Source organism: Streptomyces sp. NPDC048461, from assembly GCF_055587105.1.
The window spans coordinates 12,265-28,394 of sequence record NZ_JBVJGW010000025.1; the positions used below are offsets into that span (position 1 = coordinate 12,265).

Annotated in this window: 14 protein-coding genes and 1 pseudogene; 11 read left to right on the forward strand and 4 right to left on the reverse strand. The window is 74.5% G+C overall.

From position 1 onward, the window contains the following. Window positions 1–47: 47 nt before the first annotated feature. On the reverse strand, window positions 48–557 hold the full coding sequence (locus ACZ6S8_RS31595; RefSeq protein ID WP_469460855.1) for a MarR family winged helix-turn-helix transcriptional regulator: 510 nt from the start codon (window positions 555–557) through the stop codon (window positions 48–50). Window positions 558–657: 100 nt separating this feature from the next. Here ACZ6S8_RS31595 and ACZ6S8_RS31600 point away from each other — a divergent pair, with 100 nt between their 5' ends. The 11 genes and pseudogenes from ACZ6S8_RS31600 (at window position 658) to ACZ6S8_RS31650 (ending at window position 11,579) form a co-directional block, all read left to right on the forward strand. Further along, entirely contained in the window at window positions 658–1,839 is a 1,182-nt protein-coding gene (locus ACZ6S8_RS31600; RefSeq protein WP_469460856.1) for a PP2C family protein-serine/threonine phosphatase, read from the forward strand. 106 nt (window positions 1,840–1,945) lie between these two features. Beyond that, window positions 1,946–2,404 (forward strand): annotated as a pseudogene (locus ACZ6S8_RS31605) (MarR family winged helix-turn-helix transcriptional regulator); the annotation flags it as partial. A 368-nt stretch (window positions 2,405–2,772) separates the two neighbouring features. Beyond that, window positions 2,773–3,996, forward strand: a complete 1,224-nt coding sequence (locus ACZ6S8_RS31610) for a PP2C family protein-serine/threonine phosphatase (RefSeq protein ID WP_469460935.1) — start codon at window positions 2,773–2,775, stop codon at window positions 3,994–3,996. Then, window positions 3,978–5,717: a sensor histidine kinase gene (locus ACZ6S8_RS31615; protein WP_469460857.1), complete on the forward strand. Its 1,740-nt coding sequence runs from the start codon at window positions 3,978–3,980 to the stop codon at window positions 5,715–5,717. Before ACZ6S8_RS31610 ends, ACZ6S8_RS31615 begins: the two co-directional genes overlap by 19 nt. After that, complete coding sequence (locus ACZ6S8_RS31620) at window positions 5,714–6,172, forward strand: response regulator (protein ID WP_469460858.1); 459 nt, start codon at window positions 5,714–5,716, stop codon at window positions 6,170–6,172. Before ACZ6S8_RS31615 ends, ACZ6S8_RS31620 begins: the two co-directional genes overlap by 4 nt. 27 nt (window positions 6,173–6,199) lie before the next feature. Continuing rightward, window positions 6,200–6,577, forward strand: coding sequence for an STAS domain-containing protein (locus ACZ6S8_RS31625; protein WP_469460859.1), 378 nt, complete (start codon window positions 6,200–6,202; stop codon window positions 6,575–6,577). Between the two features lie 108 nt (window positions 6,578–6,685). Beyond that, complete coding sequence (locus ACZ6S8_RS31630; RefSeq protein WP_469460860.1) at window positions 6,686–7,129, forward strand: ATP-binding protein; 444 nt, start codon at window positions 6,686–6,688, stop codon at window positions 7,127–7,129. A gap of 154 nt (window positions 7,130–7,283) precedes the next feature. Further along, the gene (locus ACZ6S8_RS31635) at window positions 7,284–7,763 is read left to right on the forward strand and encodes a hypothetical protein (protein WP_469460861.1); all 480 of its coding nucleotides are present in this window, start codon (window positions 7,284–7,286) and stop codon (window positions 7,761–7,763) included. A 90-nt stretch (window positions 7,764–7,853) separates the two neighbouring features. After that, entirely contained in the window at window positions 7,854–9,626 is a 1,773-nt protein-coding gene (locus ACZ6S8_RS31640; protein WP_469460862.1) for a bifunctional phosphatase PAP2/diacylglycerol kinase family protein, read from the forward strand. 73 nt (window positions 9,627–9,699) lie between these two features. After that, complete coding sequence (locus tag ACZ6S8_RS31645) at window positions 9,700–10,653, forward strand: YihY/virulence factor BrkB family protein (RefSeq protein ID WP_469460863.1); 954 nt, start codon at window positions 9,700–9,702, stop codon at window positions 10,651–10,653. 62 nt (window positions 10,654–10,715) lie between these two features. Beyond that, complete coding sequence (locus ACZ6S8_RS31650; RefSeq protein ID WP_469460864.1) at window positions 10,716–11,579, forward strand: phosphatase PAP2 family protein; 864 nt, start codon at window positions 10,716–10,718, stop codon at window positions 11,577–11,579. A gap of 70 nt (window positions 11,580–11,649) precedes the next feature. On the opposite strand, the gene ACZ6S8_RS31655 is transcribed toward ACZ6S8_RS31650, so the two are convergent. The 3 genes from ACZ6S8_RS31655 to ACZ6S8_RS31665 all read right to left on the reverse strand — a co-directional run bounded on the left by ACZ6S8_RS31655 (window position 11,650) and on the right by ACZ6S8_RS31665 (window position 16,127). Next, window positions 11,650–12,033 carry a YunG family protein gene (locus ACZ6S8_RS31655; RefSeq protein WP_469460865.1) on the reverse strand — a complete coding sequence of 128 codons (384 nt, stop codon included), beginning with the start codon at window positions 12,031–12,033 and terminating at the stop codon, window positions 11,650–11,652. 49 nt (window positions 12,034–12,082) lie between these two features. Beyond that, on the reverse strand, window positions 12,083–13,978 hold the full coding sequence (locus tag ACZ6S8_RS31660) for a TerD family protein (protein ID WP_469460866.1): 1,896 nt from the start codon (window positions 13,976–13,978) through the stop codon (window positions 12,083–12,085). A gap of 61 nt (window positions 13,979–14,039) precedes the next feature. Beyond that, window positions 14,040–16,127, reverse strand: coding sequence for a SpoIIE family protein phosphatase (locus ACZ6S8_RS31665; protein WP_469460867.1), 2,088 nt, complete (start codon window positions 16,125–16,127; stop codon window positions 14,040–14,042). Window positions 16,128–16,130: the final 3 nt, after the last annotated feature.

A 16,130-nucleotide genomic window follows, 5' to 3' on the forward strand; every position in this document is an offset into this window, starting at 1 on the left:
CGCCCCCGGGGCGCCGGCGCACGTCCGGACGCAGGTCCGGCGCCCGCTCAGGCGGTCCGGGACTCCGCGGCCTCCGCGCGTCCCGCAGCCGGCAGCCGCAGCGGGCCGGCGACGGCGTCGATGAGGTCCGACAGCCCCACGGCCAGCGCCGCCCGGGACGGGGCGGGCATGGCGGCCATCGCCTCCGTCAGAGCCTCCTGCCTGCGGGACCGCAGATCCCCCAGGTACGCCCGGCCCCGCGCGGTCAGCCGCACCTGCAGCTCGCGCCGGTCGCCCGGGCTCGGGTTCCGCTCCAGGAAACCGACCGCCTGCAGCCGGTCGCACAGCCGGGTGACGGAGGGGGGAGCCGCCCCGAGCAGCCTGCCCAGCGCGCTCAGGTTGATCTCCTCGTTCCGCTCGATGACGAAGAGGACCCGCGCCTGCGCCGAGGAGACCGGGGGAGCGCACACGGTGTCCCGGCCCCGCTCCCAGACGACCTCCAGCAGCTCGATGAGCTCGCCGACCTCCACGACCGCGGACGCGACCGGCCCGGAGGGGCGGATCGGGCTCTCGCGCATGTGACACTCCCTACCGGACCTACGAGTCGCCCGAGCCGTCGCGGTCGGCGGCTTCGTGGCTCCCCATAGTGACAGTTTCGAGAGAGGCAGGCCCAGGCCGGTGGCCAGACCCGAGGGAGTGGAGCGCATTCTGCGGAATGCCGCGCCGCACGCGCTGTTCGACAAGGTCCGGGACGTCCTCGCCCAGAGGTACCGCGCCCACGCCGTCGAACTGCTGATGGCCGACTACGCCATGACCAGGCTCCAGCCGGTGACCGAGCTCCCGGACACCGCCGAACCCGTCTCCGTCCACACCAGTGCCCCGGGCCGCGCCTTCGGCGCGCAGGAGGCGTACGCGGTCACCGACCGGGCCGGCGTGACCGTGCACCTGCCGGTCAGCGTCCGGGGCGACCGCCTCGCCGTGCTGAGCGTCGGCCTCCCGGTGGACGGCTACACGCCGGAGCTGCTCGCCGAGCTGCAGGACCTGGCCGACGCCCTGGCCCACGAGATCCTGGTCGCCGAACGCGACACCGACGTCTTCCTCCGGGCCAGGCGGGCCACCCGGCTCACCCTGGCCGCCGAAATGCAGTGGCAGCTGCTCCCCGGGCGGTCCTGCTCCCGCCCCGAGTACGACATCGGCGGGCAGCTGGAGCCCGCGTACGCCATCTTCGGCGACTGCTTCGACTGGTCGACCTCCGCCGACGCGCTGACGCTGACCGTGAACAACGGCATGGGCGAGGGCATCGACGCCGCCCTGCTGACCAACCTCGCAGTGAGCGCCCTGCGCAACGCCCGCCGGGGCGGCCTCGACCTCGTGGACCAGGCCAGCCTCGCCGACCAGGCCGTCTACGGCCAGCACCAGGGGCGGCAGCACCTCGCCATGCTCCTGATGCGCTTCTGCCTGCGCACCGGCGAGGTCGACGTCATCGACGCCGGCTCCCCCCGGATCTGGCGGCTCCGGCAGGGCGTGGTGGAGGCGGTCGAGCTGGAGGCCCAGCTGCCCCTGGGCATGTTCGAGGACACCGTCTACACCTGCCAGCGCCTCCAGGTCCTGCCCGGGGACCGGCTCTTCTTCATGAGCGACGGGGTCTACGACGTCGCCTCGCCCGGCGGCGAGCGGTACAGCCTGCACGCCCTGGGCCGGGCCGTCATGAACACCCGGCTGCTGCCGCCCTCCCAGGTGCCCAGGGCGATCCTGGAGGAGCTCGCCGGGCACCGCGGGCAGATCGACGCGGAGGACGACGCCATGGTCGTCTGCCTCGACTGGCACGGCCGCCCGGACGACACGGTCCCGGACCCGTAGGACGGCCCCGGAGCGTCCCGCCGCCCGCGGCCCGGGACCGGACGGGTCCCGGATCGGCCCGGTACCGGTGCGACACCGGGCGGTCACCGATGGCAGAGTGGGCCGTATGGTGCCTCGCAGCGGTCGAAACGGCGCGGAAGGACTCCCCTCCGCGGCCGTCAGTGCCGCCGCCGAACTGCTGGAGGTGCTCCGCGCCAGGGGGCAGGACGCCGCGGGAACCCCCGTCTCGCCCTCCCAGCTGAGGGCGCTGCTCGTCATCGGGAGGGGCGGCGGGATCAACCTGCGGACCCTCGGCGCCGTACTCGGCTCCCGGCCGCCGTCGGTCACCCGGCTCTGCGACCGGATGGCGGCCATGGGCCTCCTGGAGCGCACGCCCAGCCCGACCAGCCGCCGCGAGGTGGAGCTGCGCCTCACCGCGCGGGGCAGGGCGCTGCTGGAGGAACAGCGGGCGATTCGCGTGCGGGAGATGTCGGCGGTGCTGGAGCGGATGCCGACGGCGGCCGTCGAAGCCCTGATCGTGGGGCTGACCGGGTTCCGGGAGGCGGCGGACGAGGTGCTCGCTCCCGGCCTGGTGAGGGTGACTCCGGACACGGCCGGGCCGCCCGCGGCGCCCCCCGGGGGAGTCGTCCTGGAGCCGGGCCGGGCCGCGGAATCCGGCCGGGGCACGGCCTCCGCGCGGATCTCCGGCGCCGCGTGGAGAGGCGGCCCGGGGCACGGGACGCGCAGGACGGCGCCGGTGGGGGAGGGCGAGGATAATTGACCAGTTAAAATATTGCCTAACGGCAAATGATCACTCTAAGCTCGCCCCGGACGTAACAGGCGCCCGCAGGGCGTCCGCGCTCTCTTGTGAGAAGGGAAACGAACGCCATGGGGAGCGCTCTGGGCCTGGGCTCGCAGTACCCGGCCGACCACGCGAGACCGCCCGCGCCGGGCATGCCCCGGCAGGCCCTCTCCGTCGACGTCGAGCACGACCGCTTCGAGACCCTGTGGAGCGGCCTCCCGCCCCACGTCCTGCTCATCGAGGACGACGAGGGGGACGCCCTCCTGGTCGAGGAACTGGTCGAGGACAGCGGGATCGACGTCCGCCTCGGACGCGCCCGCACGCTCGCGCACGGCCTGCGGCAGCTGGAGGCCGAACCGCCCCAGTGCGTCCTGCTCGACCTGCACCTGCCCGACGCCCAGGGCCTCGACGCGCTCAAAAGGGTGCTGGCCGCGTCCGCCGATGCCGCCGTCGTCGTCCTCACCGGACTCTCCGAGGAGCAGGCCGGCCTCGCGGCCGTCGCGGCCGGCGCCCAGGACTACCTGGTCAAGGGGCGCCTCGAAGCCGACGTCTTCATGCGGGCCATCCGCTACGCCGTGCAGCGAAAGCAGACCGAGCGCGCCGCGGCCGCCCTCCAGACGGGCCGGCTGCGCGCGGAGGAGAACGCCCGACTGGAGCGCGGCCTCCTCCCGACGCCCCTGCTGCTCGACGACACCGTCTCGGTGTGCGCCCGCTACCGGCCCGGCCGCGCCCAGGCGCTGCTGGGCGGAGACTTCTACGACGTGGTCCAGACGTCCGACGGGGCGACGCACGCCGTCGTCGGCGACGTCTCCGGGCACGGTCCGGACGAGGCGGCCCTCGGCGTATGCCTGCGCGTGGCGTGGCGGGCGTTCGTCATGGCCGGCGCACGCGGTCAGGACCTGCTCGACCTCCTGGAGAAGATCCTGGTCGCGGAGCGGTCCGGACCCGAGATCTTCGCCACCCTGATCTCCCTGACCCGCCGGCCGGGCGACGGCCACGTCGCCGTGCAGCGCGCCGGACACCCCGGCTTCCTGGTGCGCTCCTCCGACGGCGTGCGGCTGGAGGCGGTCGCCGGAGGCCCGGCGCTCGGCATCATGCCGGACTGGGACTCCGACTGGCCCGTGACCGAGATCCCGGTCGAGCCGTCCGGCGCCGTGATGCTCTTCACCGACGGGCTGATCGAGGGCCGCACCGGCCCCGGCTCCCAGCGTCTCGACGAGCAGGGCCTGCTCGACATCGCCCGCCGGAACACCCACCTTCCCGCCGATCCGTTCGTCGACGCCCTCATCCACACCGCGCAGAACCTGGCCGCGGACTGGGGCGGCCTGGCCGACGACGTCGCCGTACTCCACCTCGAATGGAACACCTCCCCGTGACCCGCCCGGATCGATCAGACCCCCCGCCCGACCCCACCCCCCGCAAGCGGACCGGCCTCAGCGGACTGAGCGTGCAGGCCTGGTTCATGACCGCGCTCGCCCTGCTCGCCGTCATGGTCCTCACCACGGCCGGCGTCGGCGCCGCGCTGCTGTCCAACACCACCGCGGCGGGGGACCGCATCGTCGACGGGATCGCCCCGGCCCAGCGGGACGCCCTCCGGCTGGAGGCGGCCCTGCTCGACCAGGAGACCGGGATCCGCGGCTACCTCCTCGCGCGCGACCCCGCGCTGCTGGAGCCGTACGAGCGCGGCCGGACGAACGAGTCCGGGGCGTCGCAGCGGCTCGCCACGCTGCTCGACGACGAGGACGCGGCGCAGGCCGACCTGAAGGCCGTCGAGGACGCCGCACGCGCCTGGCGCGACGAGTTCGCGACCCCCGCCGTCGCCTCGGTCCAGGCCGGGGGCGCAGCTCCCTCGGTCCAGGAGGGCAAGGACCGGTTCGACGAGGTGCGCCGGCGCATCGAAGCCCAGCAGACCCGGCTGGACCAGGTCCAGGCCGACGCGCGCGAGACCTTCGGCGAGGCCCGCTCCGAGCGCGACCGCATCTTCCTTGCGGTCGTCGCGGCCTTCCTGCTGACGGCCCTCTGCCTGGCCGTCCTGCTCCACGTGGGCGTCGTACGGCCGCTCGGCGCGGTGCGCGCGGCGTCCCGCCGGGTCGCCGACGGAAAGTTCGACGAGGAGATCCCCGAACGCGGGCCGGCCGACCTGCGCTCGCTCGCCGCAGCGGTCGAGGCCATGCGCCGCCGGACCGTGGACGAGCTGGAGGCCTCCCGCCGCAACGCGGAGGAGCTCAAGCGCACGGCCGCGGACCTCGACGCCCAGGCGGTGGAGCTGCGCCGCTCGAACGCCGAGCTGGAGCAGTTCGCATACGTCGCGTCCCACGACCTCCAGGAGCCGCTGCGCAAGGTCGCCTCGTTCTGCCAGCTGCTGGAGAAGCGCTACGGCGACCGGCTCGACGAACGGGGCGCCCAGTACATCGGGTTCGCCGTCGACGGCGCCAAGCGGATGCAGGTGCTGATCAACGACCTGCTGACGTTCTCCCGGGTGGGCCGGGTCCAGGACGCGCGGGAGAACGTCGCCCTCGACGGCACGCTCGACCGGGCGCTGCGCAACCTCGCCGCAGCCGTCGAGGAGAGCGGGGCGGAGGTCGTACGGCCCGAAGGGCTGCCCGAGGTGGAGGGCGACCCGACCCTGCTCACGATGCTCTGGCAGAACCTCGTCGCCAACGCGGTCAAGTTCCGGGCGCCCGGGCGGACCCCGCGCGTGGAGATCGAGCTCCTGAGCGGCGACGGCTCGGAGCCCGGCTTCCACACGTTCGGCGTCACCGACAACGGCATCGGCATCGCCCCCGAGTTCGCCGAGAAGGTCTTCGTCATCTTCCAGCGGCTGCACGGCCGGGAGGCGTACGGCGGCACCGGCATCGGCCTCTCGCTCTGCAAGAAGATCGTCGAGCACTCCGGCGGCCGGATCTGGATCGACACCGACCGTGCCGAGGGCACGCGGATGCTCTTCACGCTGCCCGTGCTCGGCGCGGGCGAGCCCGCCGCCGAAGCGGCCCCCGCGGCCGCCGCCCCCGCACCCTCCTCCGTGCCGGCCCCGGCCCGGACCCCGTCCTCGTCCCAGACCGCCGAACCCGCGGCCGCGGAAGGAAACACCCCATGACCACCCCCAGCCCCGGATACCGGGCCCAGCCCGCGGAAGTCCTCCTCGTCGAGGACGACGCCGGCGACGAGCTCATGACGCGCGAGGCGTTCGAGGACAACAAGATCGGCAACACCCTGCACGTCGTGCGGGACGGTCTGGAGGCCCTCGACTTCCTCTACCGCCGGGGCGACCACGTCGGAGCCCCCCGTCCCGACCTGATCCTCCTGGACCTGAACCTGCCCAAGTACGACGGCAGGCAGGTGCTGGAACAGATCAAGACCGACCCCGAGCTGAGCCACATCCCGGTGGTCGTGCTCACCACGTCGGCGGCCGAGGAGGACATCCTGCGGAGCTACAAGCTGCACGCCAACGCGTACGTGACGAAGCCGGTCGACCTCGACCAGTTCATCCGGGCGATCCAGCAGATCGACGACTTCTTCGTCACCGTGGTGAAGCTGCCGCGGTCCGTCTGACATCACGCAATGAAGAGAGTGGGGAACATGGACACGCACCACGCCGACGTCTACGGCGCCGACGCGCGCAACAGCGTCGAGACGCGGTCCGAGGGCGACGTGCGCATCGTCGTGATGGCGGGCGAGTTCGACATGGACGGAGCGGCCGAGCTGCGGACGGCACTGGACCCCGTCGCCGACGGCGTCGCCCGGTTCGTGCTGGACGTCTCCGGCGTGACCTTCGCGGACTCCACCGCGCTCAGCATCATGCTGCAGCCCGCACTGGACCGGCCCGTGGTCCTGGCGGGGGAGATCCCGAACCGGCTGGCACGGCTGCTCGAAGTCACGGGCGCGAACCGGGCCTTCGCCGTCGCGCCGACCGTGGCCGAGGCGATCGTGCTCGACGTCCCGCCGCGCCGTCGCTGACCGGTGAGCGCGACCGGTCGACAGTGACGTTTGCCCCTGCGATTGCGGGGGCGTGCAGTGGGCAAACGGTCAGCGTCCGGTCGTGACGAGACAACCGAGGAGGTGAACGTGCGACCCGTGGACAGCGGACCGGTACACCCGGTCCCGCGGACCGCCATGCAGGCGAGGGACCGTGTGCAGTCGCTCATCGAGTCGTCCGGGATCCTGCCGGGCGCCCCTGGTTCCGGAGGGGACGTCCTCAGCGACGCACTGCTGGTGACCTCGGAACTGGCGACCAACGCCATCCGCCACGGCGGCGGGATCGTCGGGTTCAGCGCCTCCGTGTCGGCGGACGGGCTGCTGCTCGCCGTCGCCGACGCCAGCGGCGACCATCCGGTCACCCTCTCCCGGCCGCCCGGGACCTTCCCCGTGGGCGGTTTCGGCTGGCCCCTGATCTGCCGGCTCGCGCGGAGCGTGGAGATCCTGCCGGCCGCACCCGGGGGCAAGCGCATCGAGGTACTGCTGCCCCTGGACATCGCACAGGATCCGCCCCCGCCCCACGGCCTGCCCTGAATCCGGTGGCCCCCGCCCGGCACGGGCGTCGGCGTCCGGTGCGGAGCACGGCCCGGCACGGGCCCGCAGGCTGCCCGCCGCGGGCGTGCACGAGGCGCTCGGCTACGCTCTGCCGCGTTGACCGGAAGATCGTGCGGAACGGTGGGTGGCGGGCGTGGGTTCCAGCGGCAGAGTGACGGGGGCGGTCTCCGTCCTGGTGGCGGGCGGCCTGCTGGTGGGAGGCTGTTCGGGCGCTGCCGGCGGTGGCGCGCCCGCCGCGGACCGGCCGGGCCCGGCGACGGCGGCCGCCGGTACGACGGCGGACGTGTCGGCGACCCCGTCTCCGGTCCCGTCCCCTCCCTCGGCGGAGGCATCGCCCGCACCGGCCGCACCGTCGCGGACCGCGGCACCGGAGTCCTCCGCACCGCTCGCCTCCCCGTCCGCTCCGCGCCGGCTGCCCGCTTCGAGCGCGCCCGCGCAGCCGAGCCGCAAGACGGCCGCTCCGCGCACGTCCCGCGTACCGCAGAACCCCTACCACGGGCCGAATCCACCCCCGGCGCCGCCCCACACGCCGACGATGGACTGGACGTCGAAGCCGTTCGACCCGAAGGACCCGTCGATCCCGACGTACACACTGCCGCCGCTTCGGCAGTAACCCCTGGTTACGGCGCATCATCCGGCCCGGAGTGGCAACACGTGCTCCATGAAGCGAAGATGCGCCGCGCGCGCGCGGGGAACCTGGCCGGTGCTGCTCCTTCCGGTCCAGGCCGCCCTGATGGTGGGACTCGGGATGCTGGTCACGGGACCGGCCGCCGGCCACTGGCCGTTCAACGAGGAGAACCGGGCCAACCAGGACCTCGCCGAGCGGCGCGCCGCGCCGGTCACCGGCGTCTCCGAGTGGTTCTCCACGCTGGCCGCCACGGAGACGATCATCGGCCTGACCCTGCTCTGCATCGTGGCGCTGCTGGTACTGCCCCGCGTCGCCTGGCGCACCGAGGCGCTGTTCCTCGGCGCGTCGGTCGCCGCGCAGTCGGCGGTGTTCGTGGTGGTGACGATGTTCGTGGAGCGTCCGCGCCCCGCCGTCCCGCGGCTGGACGGCGCCCCGCCCACGTCGAGCTTCCCCTCCGGGCACGTCGGGGCCTCCGTCGCGCTCTACGGCGGGCTGGCCGTCATCGCACTGCTGCGGATGCGCGGCCCCTGGCGGTACGTCGCCTCCGGCGCGCTCCTGCTCGTCCCGCCGGCCGTCGGGATGTCCCGGATGTACCGCGGCATGCACTACCCCACCGATGTGGCGGGCGGCCTGCTCAACGGCGCCGCGACCCTCCTGATCATCGGGTTCGCGGTGCTGTACGGCAGGACCTCCGCCGCGGATCCGGCGGCCCCCGCCCCGCGTGACGACTCGTCCGCCCCCGCACCGCCGGACGACCCCGCACCGCCGTACGCGGCCGCCCCCGCGGACTCCGGCCGCGCCGGTGGACCCGCCGGCCGGACCGTCGTCGTGGTCCGCCATCCGCTCGGCTGCCCCGACGCACTGGCCGACCGGGTACGCGCCGTGCTCACCGCCCGCGGATACCGCGACCAGCGCTGGATCGCGACCTCGGCCGAACGCCCCTGCGGCGCCCTGGCCGAGGAGATCGCCGCGCCCGGCCCCTCACTCGTGGTGGTCTGCGGGGGCGACGGCACCCTGCGGGCCTGCGCCGACGTCCTGGCCGGCACGGAGATCCCGCTGGCCGTCGCACCCTGCGGCACCGGGAACCTCCTCGCCCGCAACCTCGGCCTCCCCCTGGACCCGGCCGGCGCCCTGGACGGGGCCCTGGCCGGCGACAGCTTCGGGATCGACGTGGGCCGCGTCGAGGGCGACGGCCTCGCGCCGACCCGGTTCACCGTCATGGCGGGCGCCGGGTTCGACGCCGCGATGGTCCGGGACGCCTCGCCGCAGCTCAAGTCCCGGCTGGGCTGGGCCGCGTACGTGCTCTCCGCCCTGCGGCACCTCGGTGACCCCGGCATGCGGCTGTCGATCCGGATCGACGGCGGGCGCCGCCACCGGCGCCGCGCCCGCATGGTCGTCATCGGGAACGTCGGCACCCTCCAGGGCGGCCTCCCCCTCCTGCCGGGCGCGCGGCCGGACAGCGGACAGCTGGAAGTGGTGCTGTTCGACCCCCGCGGTCCCCTCGGCTGGTTCACCGCGGCCGGACACCTCGCCGCCCGGATCCTGCGCGGCCGCGCCCCGCTGCGGCAAGCGGTGTCGGCGCAGGCGGGCGGGCGCCGCGAAGCCGGCGGCGCGCTGGAGTACTTCAGCGCCACCCGGGTCGACGTCCGCTGCGCGGTACCCCAGCCGCGCGAGATCGACGGCGACGTCGTGGCCGACGGCACCCGGCTGACCGTGGCCGTCGAGCCCGGTGCGCTGCGGATGTACCTGCCCCGCCCGCCCTCGGCTCCCGCCGGGGTTCCCGGCCCCGCCACGGCCGAAGCCGTCACCGGGCGCCGTCCGGCGGCCCCCGCGCACCAGCTGCGCTGACACCCGCCGCGCCGCAATCGGCCCCGGCACACCGCAGCACCGCAGGAAACCGTACGAAGAGGACAGGGGAACGATGGGCACCGCACGACGGGTACCGCAACGGCACGACGTGGAGGGGGAGGAGCTGTCCGGCGACGAGGCGTGGACGGCGCTGCGCCGCTACGGCAGCTGGAGCCTGGCCCGCGACTCGTTCGTCCGCTTCCGCTACGCCGACGGCTTCAGCCACGCCCGCGCGCTGGCCCTCCAGACGGTCCTGTCCATCGTCCCGCTGGCCATCGCCGCCGTCGGGCTGTCCGGCGTCCTGCACACCGAGGACATTGGCCGCATAGCCGAGCTCACGATCCGCCGGCTCACCAGCGGTCCCGGCCAGGCCGTCGTGGACCAGGCGCTGAGCGAGAGCCGCCGCCACGCGGGCAACGGGGGCCAGGCGGCGCTCTGGCTGGGGCTGCTCTTCTCCCTCTCCAACGTCACCACGGGCCTCTGCCAGGTCGAACGGGGTGCCAACCGCATCTACGGCAACGAGCGCGACCGGCCCTTCCTCTCCAAGTACGCCCGCGGCCTCATGATGGCCGCCCTGGCGGGCTTCCCGCTCGGGCTCAGCTTCGTGCTGACGGTCCTCGGCTCCCACCTGACCCACGCGCTGGCGGAGGTGTACCAGCTCGACCCGACCACCGTGCAGGCGTGGGAGATCCTGCGCTGGCCCCTCGGGGTCCTGCTCGCCGTGCTCGCCACGAGCGCGATCTTCCGCCTGTCGCCGCGGCGCCGCCAACCCGGCTACACCTGGCTGGCGTTCGGTGCCGTCGTCTACCTGCTGCTGTGGAACCTGGCGACCTGGGGACTGAGCGTGTACGTCGGGGCGAGCAGCTCGTTCACCAGCGTCTACGGACCGCTCAGCGCCATCGTGTCGCTGCTGCTCTGGTCCTACCTCACCTCGATGGCCCTCTTCCTCGGCCTCGCGTTCGCCGCCCAGCTGGAAGCCGTACGGGCGGGAGTGCGGGAGCCGGTGAAGGCCGACCCCGGCGTCTGATCCCGTCCCGCGCCCGGTCCCGTACCGGCGCCTCCACCGCGAACGAAGGGAGCGTCGCCACCATGGCACAGCGCACCGAACACCCCCGACGACGGCTCCTGCGGAGCCTGGTCTCACGGCACTCCGGACCCGACGTGACCTTCGGCCGCAGGCTGGTACTCGCCGCGGTCGCGACGGCCGCGGTGTCCGTGCCCTTCGCCCTGGCCCTGGTGCTGGTCGAGTCCCAGTGGGCCCCGCTGCACCGCCTCGACCGGACCACGGCCGAGCGCCTCCACGCCACGGCCCTCGACCACCCGGGCTGGGTGCGCGTCCTGGAGACCCTCACCGGCATCGTCTGGGACCCGGTGACGATGCGTCTGCTCGTCGCGCTGCTGGTGCTCTGGCTCCTGGTCCGCCGCGCCTGGCGGCTGGCGGCCTGGGCCTCGGTGACGGCGGTGGCGAGCGGCCTGACCGGGCTGCTGGTCAAGGCCGTGGTGGAACGGGCCCGGCCACACCTGCCGGACCCGGTGTCGCACGCGCCCGGCTTCTCCTTCCCCTCCGGCCACGCGATGACGGCGACCACCTCGTGCGCGGTCCTGCTGCTGGTGCTGCTGCCCCTGGTACCCCGCGCGTGGCGCCCGCTGCCCTGGGCGGTCGCACTGGTCTCCGTGGTCGGCGTCGCCTACACCCGGGTCGCGCTGGGCGTGCACTGGGTCAGCGACGTCGTCGGCGGCTGGCTGCTCGGCCTCGCCGTCGTCACCGCCACGACGCTGGTCTTCGAAGCCTGGCGCGCCGACGCCGGGCGGCTGCGCACGACGGTCGCGCAAGGACTGGAGCCGGAGCTCTCGACCACCGCCCCCGAACCGCCCGTGGACGTACGGGACCCGGAGCCCTCGGAGCCCCGCGACCAGGCCGACCGCGACGGCGCCGACCGCCCCGCACGCTGACCGCCCCGCACGCCGCGCCCTCCGCCGGACGGGACACCGCTCGGCGCGGTCCGGGTTCGGTGCGGGCGATTCAGCGCAGGCCGAGCTCCCCGCGCACGCGGTCGCGGAGAAGTTCGTACTCCTCCCTCAGCCGCACGAACGTCGCCGGCCGCGGTATGACGACGCCGCCGGTCACGGTCTCCTCGGGACCGAACTGTTCCCGCGTCAGGTCGATGTCGAGGCCCGGTCCGAGCCGGTTCCACCAGTGGTAGTCCGTGCGTACGCCGTCCACGTGGACCTCGCCGCGGATCAGCTGTCCGCCGAGCAGGTCGTGGAGGACCATGGCGGTGACACCGCACTGGTCGCGGGCCGGGCGGTCCGGGCTCCAGTGCGGCCGGTGGGCCGGCGTGCAGGTGTCGGGGCCCCAGCCGGCCCGGACCGCGCGCTCTACGTCGGTGAGAAGCAGTGGTTCCATCCCGCCATCATGGCCGCGGCCACTGACACGTGCCCTCGTACCGCGGGTCTCAGCCGGCGACGTCCACGCCGTAGCCGCGGGCGAGCGCGGCGAGGCCGTGGTCGTATCCCTGGCCGACCGCGCGGAACCGCCAGTGCGGACCGCGGCGGTACAACTCGGCCAGGATCAGCGTCTGTTCGGTGGTGGCGGCGTCCAAGGTGGCCTGAGCCAGGCGCGTCGCCGCGACGCCCGGCGCCACGGTGACCTGGACCGGCCCGATGTCCCCGAACACCTGGCCGCCGTCGATCGCGGCGGCGACGACCACCCTGCGGGCCGCCGGGGGCAGGGAGCCGAGGTCGACGGCGATCGTCTGCTCGGTGGGCCCGTCGGTGTGGAGCCGCACGGCGCCGCCGGGGTTCTCGGGAGCGCCGTAGAAGACGAAGTCCTCGTCACGGGCGACCTGCTCGTCCTCGTCGACCACGAACGCCACGAGGTCGATCTCGCAGCCGGTCCGCTGCGCCCACGTGGCCGACACGGTCCAGAGGGCCGTCGGCCCGCCCGTGCCGGGAAGGTCGGCGACGCCGCCCCGGGGCAGGATCCGGGGAGACCGGTCCTCCCCGCCACCGGCCGCGGGGGACTCCGTGGGGGCGGGGGCGTCCAGCCAGTGCGCCGGGTGGACGGGCAGTTCGATGGACGTGATCCGGGCCATCCGCCGGTCGCGTTCACCGCCCGCGAGGAGGACCGCGTCGGTGACGCTGGCCGAGAGGTTCACGGCCGCGGCCCCGCCGAGGGCCACGACGCGGGACCGGGCCGCTGCGGCATCACGGTGCAGACCGCCCAGGACCAGGACCCGCCGCCCCGTCAGCGGCCGCTCGGGGGAGGCCACGTGGCTGCGGGCGGCCGGGACGGAAGACGCGAGCGGGACGGCCGGTACGGATGGGTGGGGCGCGGGGGAGGGGGTGTCCGGGGACGGGCTCTCCGGGCCCGGCGCCGGCTCCGCCGCCGGCCCAGCCGCGGTGGGCCCGGCCGCGGTGGGCTTCGGGTCGTGCGGTGTGCCCGCCCGTACGTCGGCCAGCAGCGCGAGGAACGCCGCCTCGTCGAGGACCGGGACGCCCTCGGCCCGGGCCCGGCGGGCCTTCTCCGACGAGGCCGCGGTCCCGTTGCAGACGAGCGCGCTCGTGTGCCGGCTGACCGAGCCCATCACGTTCAGCCCGGCGGCGACGGCCCGCGCGACCAGTTCGGCCCGCGCGGTGACGGTGTCCCCGGTGACGGCGATCTTCATGCCCTGGTGGAGGGGGCCGCCGGGAACCAGCCGCCCGGGATTGCGGAACGCGCACCGCGTCTTGGGCGGCTGCGGCGCGAAGCGCGGGTCCTGCCGGGGCGGGCACGGGACGAGCGGCAGCGGCAGGTCGAGCCGGGCGGCCTCGCGCAGCGAGGCGCGGAGGATCCCCGCCAGGACGCGCGTGTCGTCCAGCGCGTCGTGCGCCTTGGCCTGGGCCACGCCGTAGTGGGCCGCGAGCGTGCCGAGACGGAGATCGGCGGTGGGCGGGTCCACCCGCCGGTTGAGCGCCAGCGTGCACAGTCGCCGGGCCACCGGCAGGTGGGACCGGGCCCGGGCGAACTCGTGCGCCAGGAAGTCGTAGTCGAACTGCGCGTTGTGGGCCACCATCACCCGGCCTTCGAGCAGCGCGCCGATGCGGGGGGCGACCTGCTCGAAGGTCGGCGCGCCCCGCAGCCGTTCGGGTGTCAGGCCGTGGACGTGCACCGGTCCGGGATCGCAGCCGGGGTTCAGCAGGGTCGAGAACTCGCCGGTCTGCACTCCGTCCGGTCCGACGGTGACCACCGCTATGGACAGCACCCGGTCCCGACGGGCCGTCAGCCCCGATGTCTCCACGTCCACCAGGGCCCAGGGGAGGGCGTAGTCGTTCGTACCGGAGGCGTGCGGGGCGGCGGGAGCGAGAGTCATACCGGACAGGAATATCGGGCTCCCGGCCCAAGTTTCAACCCGAACGCCGATATTCCGGACCTCATCCCACGGGCGGGAGGGCGCCCGGTCCGATGCGGGCGACGAGGAGGGCGATGTCGTCGTCCGCGGACGCCGGTACCAGGTGGGTGATCAGGGAGTCGCACAGGTGGTCCAGCGGCTGGTGCGGCTCCGAGAGCAGTCCCGTCAGCTCCTTCAGGCGGTCGTCGATGTCGCGGCTGCGCGCTTCGATCAGACCGTCGGTGTAGAGCACGAGGACGCTGCCGGGCGGCAGCTCGAACTCGGTGGTGGTGAAGGGCACCCCGCCGACGCCCAGGGGTACGCCCGGCGGCGTCTCGATCAGGCGGACGGTGCCGTCGGGCTCGGCCACGGCCGGGGGCGGATGCCCGGCCCGGGTGACGGTGCAGCGGCCGGTGGCGGGGTCGCAGACCACGTACAGGAACGTGGCGAGCATCGGCTCGGCCAGGTCGGCGAGGGTGGCCTCCAGGTGGTGCAGCAGCGCGGTCGGCGTCATGTCGAGGCGCGCGAGGGCGCGGACGGTGGCGGACAGGCGCCCCATGACCGCGGCGGCCGCGATGCCGTGGCCCATGACGTCCCCGATGAGCAGGGCGGCCCGGCCGCCGCTGAGGGGCAGGACGTCGTACCAGTCGCCGCCGACCTCGTTGACGTCGCTGGCCGGCAGGTAGCGGTGGGCGATCTCGATGCCGGCGGGCGGCGTCACGTGCTGGGGCAGCATGCTGCGCTGGAGGACGACGGCCGTCTCGTGTTCGTGGTGGTAGAGCCGCGCGTTGTCGATGCTGATGGCGGCGCGCGCGCCGAGCTCCCCGGCGAGGGTGACGTCGTCGGACCCGAACGGGCCGACCGGCCGGGTGCGGTAGAACGTTGCGATGCCGAGCACCACGTCCCGGGCGACGAGCGGGATCATCAGGAACGAGTGCACGCCCGTCTGCACCAGCTGGGCGGGCTTGGGGGAGTGCCGGGCCGCGGCGGCGACGGACCCCTCGTCGAGGCGCGAGATCAGGAAGGGCTGGCGGTCGGAGAGGGCCTGGGTGTACGGGGCGGTGGCCGGGAAGGTGAGGGTCCTGCCGCGCGGGGCCAGGATGTGGGTGACCGGCGTACCGGTCTGCGGGGCCTTGCCGAGGCGCCGCAGGGCGATGCCCCCGGTGAGGCCCATGCCCGGCTCGCCGCCGTGGGCGAGCGTCTCCAGGACGTCGACCGTGACGGCGTCCGCGAGGTGCGGTACGGAGAGGTCGGCCAGCTCCTGCGCCGTGCGCTCCAGGTCGAGGCTGGAGCCGATGCGGGCGCTCGCCTCGCTGAGCAGGGCGAGCCTGCGCCGCCCCGCCTCGGCCTCGGTGTGGTCGTGCTGCTGCTCGGTGACGTCGAGGAGGGAGGCGATCACACCGATCGGCCGGCCCCCCGGGTCCTGCACGCGCACGTACGAGCAGGACCACACGCGGTCGTGGTCCGGATCGGCCGGGGTACGGCCGGTGCGCCGCCGGTCGAGGACCGGCTCGCCGGTCTCCAGGACCCGGCGCATCGCCTCCTCCATCTCGCCCGCGTTCACCTCGGGCAGCACCTCGGCCAGGCGCCGCCCCACGTGGGCGGACTCCGCCAGCCCGTTCATCGCCTCCAGCGCCGGGTTGACCTGCAGGAACCGCAGCTGCGTGTCGAGTATGGCGATGCCGACGGGCGAGCGGGCGAACAAGCCGTCCCACACCGCCGAAGAGCCCCGGATCCGCCGCGCCGCGTGGGCGTCGGCGGCGAACACCAGCACCGCCGAGGCCCCGGGGCGGCGGTCGGTGACCGGGCACGCCCAGATCTCCAGCTCCAGCGGATGGCCGTCCCGGTGCCAGGTGGTGACCGTCCCCATCACCCCGCGGCCGGTGGCGGCCGTCTCCCAGAGCGACCGGCCCAGGCTGCGGTCGGCCCCCGGGTGGAGCAGGTCGGAGATGTGCCGCCCGAGCACCTGCGGCGGGGCGTAGCCCAGCAGGTCCTGCGCGCCGTGGTTCCAGCGCACGATCTGACCGTCGGCGCTGGTCGCCACGAGGGCCACCGGCAGGGCGCCCAGCCACCCGCCGGCGTCTTGGGCGGCGCTGCTGATCAGATCCCCCAGCGGCATGTCCTCATGCATCGC

Excerpts from the sequence above, each read along its gene's own strand:
- ACZ6S8_RS31595 (WP_469460855.1), bottom strand. The coding sequence starts at position 557 with ATGCGCGAGAGCCCGATCCGCCCCTCCGGGCCGGTCGCGTCCGCGGTC.
- ACZ6S8_RS31610 (WP_469460935.1), top strand. The coding sequence starts at position 2,773 with ATGCCCCGGCAGGCCCTCTCCGTCGACGTCGAGCACGACCGCTTCGAG.
- ACZ6S8_RS31615 (WP_469460857.1), top strand. The coding sequence starts at position 3,978 with ATGGAACACCTCCCCGTGACCCGCCCGGATCGATCAGACCCCCCGCCC.
- ACZ6S8_RS31620 (WP_469460858.1), top strand. The coding sequence starts at position 5,714 with ATGACCACCCCCAGCCCCGGATACCGGGCCCAGCCCGCGGAAGTCCTC.
- ACZ6S8_RS31625 (WP_469460859.1), top strand. The coding sequence starts at position 6,200 with ATGGACACGCACCACGCCGACGTCTACGGCGCCGACGCGCGCAACAGC.
- ACZ6S8_RS31645 (WP_469460863.1), top strand. The coding sequence starts at position 9,700 with ATGGGCACCGCACGACGGGTACCGCAACGGCACGACGTGGAGGGGGAG.
- ACZ6S8_RS31650 (WP_469460864.1), top strand. The coding sequence starts at position 10,716 with ATGGCACAGCGCACCGAACACCCCCGACGACGGCTCCTGCGGAGCCTG.
- ACZ6S8_RS31655 (WP_469460865.1), bottom strand. The coding sequence starts at position 12,033 with ATGGAACCACTGCTTCTCACCGACGTAGAGCGCGCGGTCCGGGCCGGC.
- ACZ6S8_RS31660 (WP_469460866.1), bottom strand. The coding sequence starts at position 13,978 with ATGACTCTCGCTCCCGCCGCCCCGCACGCCTCCGGTACGAACGACTAC.
- ACZ6S8_RS31665 (WP_469460867.1), bottom strand. The coding sequence starts at position 16,127 with ATGCATGAGGACATGCCGCTGGGGGATCTGATCAGCAGCGCCGCCCAA.